The sequence below is a fragment of the Streptomyces sp. NPDC004609 genome (assembly GCF_042873655.1).
GTDB lineage: Bacteria > Actinomycetota > Actinomycetes > Streptomycetales > Streptomycetaceae > Streptomyces.
In genome coordinates this window covers 439,161-447,012 of sequence record NZ_JBIALS010000001.1, presented here as the reverse complement: position 1 = coordinate 447,012, position 7,852 = coordinate 439,161, and the positions used below count along the sequence as shown (strand labels likewise).

General features: G+C 70.0%; 8 protein-coding genes. 4 read left to right on the top strand and 4 right to left on the bottom strand.

The window, feature by feature from the left end:
- The 4 genes from ACFYT4_RS01860 to benA form a co-directional block, all read right to left on the bottom strand.
- On the bottom strand, window positions 1-662 hold a 662-nt coding region (locus ACFYT4_RS01860; protein WP_389264224.1), incomplete at its 3' end, for an SDR family NAD(P)-dependent oxidoreductase.
- Window positions 659-1,708, bottom strand: coding sequence for a benzoate 1,2-dioxygenase electron transfer component BenC (gene benC, locus ACFYT4_RS01855; protein WP_389264223.1), 1,050 nt, complete (start codon window positions 1,706-1,708; stop codon window positions 659-661). The genes ACFYT4_RS01860 and benC, both read right to left, overlap by 4 nt.
- A gap of 14 nt (window positions 1,709-1,722) precedes the next feature.
- Window positions 1,723-2,232: a benzoate 1,2-dioxygenase small subunit gene (gene benB / locus ACFYT4_RS01850; RefSeq protein WP_389264221.1), complete on the bottom strand. Its 510-nt coding sequence runs from the start codon at window positions 2,230-2,232 to the stop codon at window positions 1,723-1,725.
- 2 nt (window positions 2,233-2,234) lie between these two features.
- Window positions 2,235-3,578 (bottom strand): benzoate 1,2-dioxygenase large subunit, encoded by a 1,344-nt coding sequence (gene benA / locus ACFYT4_RS01845; protein WP_389264219.1) that lies wholly within the window; start codon window positions 3,576-3,578, stop codon window positions 2,235-2,237.
- A gap of 257 nt (window positions 3,579-3,835) precedes the next feature.
- On the opposite strand from benA, the gene ACFYT4_RS01840 reads away from it, so the two are divergent.
- The 4 genes from ACFYT4_RS01840 (at window position 3,836) to ACFYT4_RS01825 (ending at window position 7,412) form a co-directional block, all read left to right on the top strand.
- Window positions 3,836-4,849, top strand: coding sequence for a LysR substrate-binding domain-containing protein (locus tag ACFYT4_RS01840; protein WP_389264217.1), 1,014 nt, complete (start codon window positions 3,836-3,838; stop codon window positions 4,847-4,849).
- Entirely contained in the window at window positions 4,846-5,949 is a 1,104-nt protein-coding gene (locus tag ACFYT4_RS01835; protein ID WP_389264216.1) for a mandelate racemase/muconate lactonizing enzyme family protein, read from the top strand. The genes ACFYT4_RS01840 and ACFYT4_RS01835 overlap by 4 nt, the downstream gene beginning before the upstream one ends.
- A 230-nt stretch (window positions 5,950-6,179) precedes the next feature.
- Window positions 6,180-7,079, top strand: coding sequence for a catechol 1,2-dioxygenase (gene catA, locus ACFYT4_RS01830; RefSeq protein ID WP_389264214.1), 900 nt, complete (start codon window positions 6,180-6,182; stop codon window positions 7,077-7,079).
- Window positions 7,080-7,127: 48 nt separating this feature from the next.
- Window positions 7,128-7,412 carry a muconolactone Delta-isomerase gene (locus ACFYT4_RS01825; RefSeq protein WP_389264213.1) on the top strand — a complete coding sequence of 95 codons (285 nt, stop codon included), beginning with the start codon at window positions 7,128-7,130 and terminating at the stop codon, window positions 7,410-7,412.
- The last annotated feature ends 440 nt before the right edge of the window (window positions 7,413-7,852 follow it).

Genomic DNA, 7,852 nt, shown 5'->3' with positions numbered 1-7,852 from the left:
GTCTGGTCCAGCCTGCGCCCTCCCGGGCCCCCCCCCCCCCCCCCCCCGGCGGCCGCCCGCGCGCCCCCCCCCCCCCCCCCCCCCCCCCCCCGGCGGGCCGGTGCCTCGGTGCCGCCGGGCGCGGTGGCGACGACCCGGATGCCGTACGGGGCCGCCTCCAGGGCGAGGGACGCGGTGATCGCGTTGACCCCGCCCTTGGCCGCCGCGTACGGCACGCGGTTGACGCCTCGGGTGGCGACCGACGAGACGTTCACGATGGTGCCGGAGCGCTGGGCGATCAGACGCGGCAGCACGGCCCGGCAGGTCCACAGGGTCGGGAACAGCGAGCGCCGGACCTCCGCCTCGATCTGCTCGGGTGTGTAGTGCTCGTACGGCTTCGCCCAGATCGTGCCGCCCACGTTGTTGACGAGGCAGTCGATCCGCCCGAGGTGGCCGTGCGCCTCGCCGATCGCGGCGGCGGCGCCCTCGTACCGCTCCAGATCGGCGACGACGGCGTGGGCCGCCAGTTCGCGGGCGGCCTCGTGGACCAGATCGGAGCGGTCGACGAGGACGAGTTCGGCGGACTCGGCGGCGAGCCGGCGGGCGACCTGGAGGCCGATGCCCTGGGCGGCGCCGGTGACGACGGCCCGCTTGCCGGCGAACCGGCCCGGGTGCGCGCTCACGATCCGGCACCCGCTCCCGCGCCCGCGGTCACCGCGAACTTCTCGTAGTGGAAGCCCGCCGGGGTGACCCCGAGGGCGGCGATGTGCGCCCGTACCGCCTCGACCATCGGCGGCGGCCCGCACAGGTATACGTCGGCGTCCCCGTGGTGGAGCGTCCCGGCGTCGATGAGGGTGGTGACGAAGCCCTTGTTGGGGGCGGTGGAGTTCTCGTCGGCGACGCAGTGGTCGAACGTGAACCCGGGGACGGCCTTCGTGTACGCGGCCAGCGTGTCCAGATGGACGAGGTCGCGGTCGCGGCTGACGCCGTAGATCAGATGGACCGGACGCGCGGCCGGGGCATCGGCCTGTGCGAGGCGCTCCAGCATCGACAGCAGGGGCGCGAGTCCGGTGCCGCCCGCGAGGAACAGGGCGGGGCGGCCGGATTCCCGCAGATAGAAGCTGCCCATCGGCCCGGTGAAGCGCAGCGGGTCACCCGGTTTCGCCTCGTCGCGCAGATACCCGGACATCGCGCCGCCGTCGGTGAGCCGGACGAGGAAGGAGGCGAGGTGCCGTCCTGGGCCCGAGCTGAAGGAGTACGACCGGGTCAGCTCCGTACCGGGAACCGTGATGTTGACGTACTGACCCGGCAGGAAGTCCAGGGTGTCCCGGTCGTGGACGTCGAGGGTGAGGCCCACCGTGGTGTCGGAGTGGCGTTCGATGTCGGCGACGGTGGCGGTGAAGACGGCCGCGGCCGTCTTGGCGGCGGCCGAGGTGGAGGGGATGCGCAGGACCAGATCGCTGCGCGGGGTCATCTGGCAGGGCAGGCAGTGGCCGAGGGCCGCCTCGTCGTCGGTGAGCGCGTCCTCGATGTAGTCGCCGCCGTCGTAACTCCCCGACTCACACAGCGACTTGCAGGTGCCGCAGGCGCCGTCGCGGCAGTCCAGCGGAATGTTGATACGGGCCTTGTAGGAGGCGTCGGCGACGGTCTCGTCCGGACCGCACTCGATGAACCGGGTGATGCCGTCCTCGAAGCTCAGGGCGACCTGGAATGACATGGAATCGCTCATCTCACATGTTCGGATCAGACGTGGTAGACGTCGACCACGTGGTGCACGTAGTCGTTCTTCAGGACGACCTTCTTGCGCGCGATCAGCGGCTCGGGACCCGAGAAGTCGATGCGGTAGAAGGAGGTGCCGAAGTAGGTGTCGACACTCTGGTAGCGGTAGTAGAGCGTGAACCAGTTGAAGCGCACGTCGACCAGTCCGCCCTCCTGCCGGCCGGTGATCTCCACATGGGTGATGTTGTGGCCGGTGCGCGGCTCGGGAAGGCTCGTGGCGCTGGAGCGGTCGGTGCGGATACGGAAGACCCGGTCCTCCAGGCCCGCCCGGCTGCCGTAGTAGATCAGGGAGATCTCGCTCCCCGGGTCGCGGGTGAGTTCGTCGTCGTCCGCCCAGGCGGGCATCCAGAACTCGGCGTCGGGGCGGTAGCAGTCGATCCACTTCTCGAACTCGCGGTCGTCCAGATACCGGGCCTCGCGGTAGAGGAACCGGCGGACCTCTTCGAGGGTGATCGCCTCGGCCGTCGCCGTCATGGTCAGGCTCCCTTCAGGGCGTCGCGCATGGTCCGCAGCCAGTAGCCGTGCTGGATGGGGTACAGCCCCTCGTCCTCGGTGCGCACCCCGCTCGCGAGCGGCTTGAGACCGATGCGCTCGGCGTCCTCGTCGGGGCCGTCGATCTGGTGGGTGGCGCCCCGGCTGAGGTCGTTCCAGGGGGCGGCCCCGGCGAGATACGTCTTCTGGCAGGAGCGGAACTCCTCCAGATCGTCCGGGGTGGCCATCCCGCTGGCGTTGAAGAAGTCCTCGTACTGCCTGATCCGGGTGGTGCGGGCCTCGGGCGACTCGCCCTTGGGGGCGATGCAGTAGATCGTGACCTCCGTCCTGTCCACGGAGAGGGGCCTGAAGTGCCGGATCTGGGAGCTGAACTGGTCCATCAGATAGACGTTCGGATAGAGGCAGAGATTGCGGGAGACACCGATCATCCAGTCGGCCCGGTCCTCGCCGAAGGACGCGACCAGTTCGTCCCTCTTCTCGTTCAGCGGCCGGTTGGCGGGATCGAGCCACTTCGTCCACAGCAGCAGATGGCCGTGGTCGAAGGAGTAGAAGCCGCCCTTCTGCTTGGACCAGCCGCCGGCGTCCATGCTCCTGGTGTCGTTGGCGGACTCGCCCGACGTGCGGCGGGCGGTGGTGGCCGCGTAGTTCCAGTGGGTCGCCGAGACGTGGTAGCCGTCGGCGCCGTTCTCGGTCTGGAGTTTCCAGTTGCCGTCGTAGGTGTACGTGGACGAGCCGCGCAGCACCTCCAGCCCGTCCGGGGACTGGTCCACGATCATGTCGATGATCTTCGCCGCCTCGCCGAGGTGCTCGTCCAGCGGCTTGACGTCCGCGTTCAGACTGCCGAAGAGGAAGCCCCGGTAGCTCTCGAACCGGGCGACGCGGGTCAGATCGTGCGAGCCGTCCTTGTTGAACTGCTCCGGATATCCGGCGCCCCGCGGGTCCTTGACCTTCAGCAGCTTGCCGGTGTTGTTGAACGTCCAGCCGTGGAACGGACAGGTGAACGTCGTCCGGTTGTCGGTCTTGCGCCGGCACAGCATCGCGCCCCGGTGGCTGCACGCGTTGATCAGGGCGTGCAACTCCCCCTGTTTGTCACGGGAGATGACCACGGGCTGCCGCCCGATGTACGTGGTGAAGTAGTCCCCCACTTCGGGAATCTGGCTGTCGTGCGCCAGATAGACCCAGTTCCCCTCGAAGATGTGCCGCATCTCCAGCTCGAAGAGCTCCTCGTCGGTGAAGACGTTCCGGCGTACGCGGTACACGCCGTTCTCGGGATCCTCCACCAGGGCGTCCTCGACGATGGTCCGCGCACGGCTGTGGGCTTCGGCCATGGTCCCGTCCCTCCGGGTAGCAGCGGCCACCGGATCGGCGGCCGTTCATGACACTGACGTTTCAGCACCATGACACCGGGGTGGGGATCGGGCCCCAGGTGTTTCCCCAGGGTTGACCCAGGGGGGTATTGATATCTCCCGCGTCTTAATACGCTGCCATCACGTATTTGTCGGGTATGGGATTCCCTTCCTACGATGAGGCGCAGCAGAGGCTCATTCGAGGGAGTTTTCCCGAAAGGCCCCCGAGGAGTTTTCCGATGGAACTCAGAACCCTCCGGTATTTCGCCGCCGTCGCCGAAACACGTCATTTCGGCAGAGCCGCGGAACGGCTTCACATGGCCCAGCCACCGCTCTCCCAGGCGATCCGCCGGCTGGAGGCGGAACTCGGTGTGGAGCTGTTCAGCCGCACCACCCGGCAAGTCGCCCTGACGGGTGCCGGAGAGGTGTTCCACACCGATGTGCTGCGCATCCTCACGTCCGTCGAGGAAGCGGTGGCCCGGGTGTCGCGGTTCGCGTCGGGGGTGGAGGGGGTGCTGCGGATCGGGCTGACGGGGTCCGCCTCGTACCGGCAACTGCCCGTCCTGGCCCGGCTGGTGAAGGAGGAGATGCCGGGAGTGATGCTGGAGGTGCACACCGAGATGCTCACCCCCGCCCAGGAACGGGGACTGGCCGAACGCAGCCTGGACGTCGGAGTGCTGCGCCCGCCGGTGCGGCAGGAGGGCATCGCCCACCGGGCGCTGGCCGACGAGCCGCTGGTCGTCGCCGTGCCCGCGGCGCACCCGCTCGCCGACGCGGACACCGTCCGCGTCGAGCGGCTGCGGCACGAGGACTTCATCATGTACGGCGCGGCCCTCAGCTCCGTGGTCAACGACACGGTCGTACGGAGCTGCCTGGCCGCCGGGTTCTATCCGCACGGCGCCTACGAGGTCACCGAGACCTCCGCCGCGCTGGCCCTGGTCGCCGCCGGGCTCGGGGTCGCCGTACTGCCGGACTCGATCCGCTCGGCGCCCCGCGAGGGCGTCCTGTGCAAAACGGTCGAGGACGCGCTGCCGGTCCGGCTCGGCCTGGCCTGGCGGGCGGACGACACCTCGCCGCTTCTGAGGAATCTGCTGGGAATTCTCGAAAAGCACGACATTTTCCTCGACGGGACCGACGGGCCGGATGGGCCGGATGGGCCGGATGGGCTCGACGAAACCGCGGGACGTGAACCCGACAGACCCGGCAGACCAGGCAGACCCGAAGGTCCCGACAGACGCGAAGGAGCGGCATGAAGATCGCCCGGATCGAAGCGATCCCTTTCTCCATTCCCTACAGAAAGCCGCTCAGATTCGCCAGCGGCGAGGTGCACACCGCCGAACACGTCCTGGTGCGCGTGCACACGGACGACGGGCTGACCGGCACGGCGGAGGCCCCGGCCCGGCCCTTCACCTACGGCGAGACGCAGGAGTCGATCGTCGCCGCGATCGACCGGCTCTTCACACCGCAGCTCACCGGTCTGTCCCCGCTGGAGCGGGAGGCCGCCCATGAACGGCTCGACCGGACCGTCGGCAATCCGGCCGCCAAGGCCGCCGTCGACATGGCCCTGTGGGACATCGTCGGCCAGGCAGCCGGAATGCCCGTCTCCGGCCTGCTCGGCGGATACGGCGACCGGATGCGGGTGAGCCATATGGTGGGCTTCGCGCCCGCGGACCGGATGGTCGCCGAGGCCGAGCGGATCCGGGACACGTACGGCATCACCACCTTCAAGGTGAAGGTCGGCCGACAGCCCTACACCGAGGATGTCGAGGCGTGCCGCGCGCTGCGTGAGGCCCTCGGCCCGGGGATCGAGCTGTACATCGACGGCAACCGGGGCTGGACGGCGTCCGAGGCGGCCCGCGCCCTCGGGGAGATGGCCGATCTGGGGCTGACGTTCGCCGAGGAGCTCTGCCCCGCCGACGACGTCCTCGGGCGGCGCTGGCTGGTGAGCCGGAGCCCGGTCCCGTTCATCGCGGACGAGAGCGCCACCCGGCCGGCCGAGGTCACCCGCGAACTGCTCGGCGGTTCCGCCACCGCCATCAGCGTCAAGACGGCCCGTACCGGGTTCACCGCCTCGCAGCGGGTGCTGCACCAGTGCGAGGGGCTGGGCGTCGAGGTGGTGATGGGCAATCAGATCGATGGCCAGATCGGCAGCCTGTGCTCGGTCGCCTTCGGCGCGGCCCACCGCTCCACCGCGCGCCGGGCCGGTGAGCTGTCCAACTTCCTCGACATGAGCGACGACCTGCTCACGGAGCCGCTCGCCATCGAGGACGGCGCCCTGCGCATCCGGGAGGACGCGGGGCTCGGCGTCGAGATCGACCCCGAGAAGCTGGCGCGCTACCGGCAGGACGGGTGAGGGACCGCCCCCGCCTCCCGCCCCCTCACGGCCGTCCACAGCCGGACACCGCCTCCACCGCCGGACGCCCGGCACCCGGCACCCGGCACCCGGGACCCGGGACCCGGGACCCGGGACAGGAATCCGCCGCCGCAACCGGTGACGGGACCGGGCTCGGGAACCGCCCACCGCCCGTGCAGGGAACCCGATCACCGGACCGACCACCCGAACAGCACAGAACGGAACGCGACATGACCGACACCACCGTCCACCCCGAGCACACCGGTCACCCCGAGCACACCGATCCCGCCGTGCAGGCGACCGCCGCCGCCTCCGGAGCCGCCGCCACCGACCGCTTCCGTACGAAGCGGCCCGCCGGCACCGCGGCGGACACCCGGCGCGTCGACACCCTGGCCACCGAGGTCATCTCCGCCGTGCACGAGGTCATCCGCAGGCACAAGGTCACCTACGCCGAGTACGACGCCCTCAAGGCGTGGATGATCCAGGTCGGGCTGGACGGCGAGTGGCCGCTCTTCCTCGACGTGTGGATCGAGAACGTCGTCGAGGAGGTCAACAGCGAGGACCGCCAGGGCAGCAAGGGCACCATCGAGGGCCCGTACTACGTCCCGGACGCGCCTTCCTTCCCCGCCGAGGCCACGCTCCCGATGCGCGAGGACGAGGGCGGCACCCCGCTGCTCTTCCAGGGCCGGGTCACCTCGGTGGACGGCACCCCGCTCGCCGGGGCCAAGATCGAGATGTGGCACGCCGACGCCGACGGCTTCTACTCCCAGTACGCCCCCGGCCTGCCCGAGTGGAATCTGCGCGGCACCGTCGTCGCCGACGAGCAGGGCGGCTTCCGTATCCACACGGTCGAGCCCGCGCCCTACCAGATCCCCACCGACGGCTCCTGCGGCCGGCTGATCTCCGCCGCGGGCTGGCACGCCTGGCGCCCGGCCCACCTCCATCTGAAGGTCTCGGCCCCCGGCCACCAACTGATCACCACCCAGCTGTACTTCCGCGGCGGCAGCCATGTCCAGGACGACATCGCCTCGGCGGTCAAGCCCGAGCTGATCCTCGCCCCGTCCCCGGCGTCGTCCGGCGACGGCAACGGCAACGAGGTCACGTACGACTTCGTCCTCGACCGGGCCTGAGCACGCCCGGCCCGAGCACGACCGCAGGCACAACGTGGAGGTACGACGATGCTGTTCGCAGTGACCATGGACGTGGCGATCCCGCACGACCTCGACCCCGGGGTACGCGCGGACCTGATCGCCCGCGAGAAGGAGTACTGCCGGGAACTCCAGCGGAAAGGAGTCTGGGTCCACATCTGGCGCTGCGCCGGCCAGTACGCCAACCTCAGCGTCATCGACGTGCCGGACAACGAGGAACTCCACCGAGTGCTCTGGAATCTGCCCCTGTTCCCCTATCTGACCTTCTCGATCACCCCACTCGCGACACACCCGTCGTCGCTGGGCCAGGACTGAGGGAAGGCCGGGGCGAGAGCGGGGCGGCGGGATGCGTGCGGGGGGCGGGAGCACTGCTCTCGGATTGGAGCGGGGGTAGCGGGCGGGAGCACTGCTCTTGGACCGGAGCAGAGGTAGCGGGCGGGAGCAGCGCTCTCGCTCCCGAGCAGAGGTAGCGTGAGCACCGCTCCCGGTCCAGAGCACCGCGCCCCCCGCCCCGACCACCCGAGCACCGCTCCCGAACCGGAGCAGCGCCTCAACAAGCGAGCGCCGCTCTCGCTTCAGAGCAGGGATAGCGTGAGCACCGCTCACAGCCCAGAGCACCGCGCCGACCCCGCACCTGAGCACCGCTCTCGCATCAGAGCACCGTTCAAGGGGCCGCAGCAGGAGCGCCGCTCTCCTTCCCGAGCACCGTCCCCCTCCTCCTCAGCGAGCAGTGCTCACGTTCAAGAGCGCCCCCC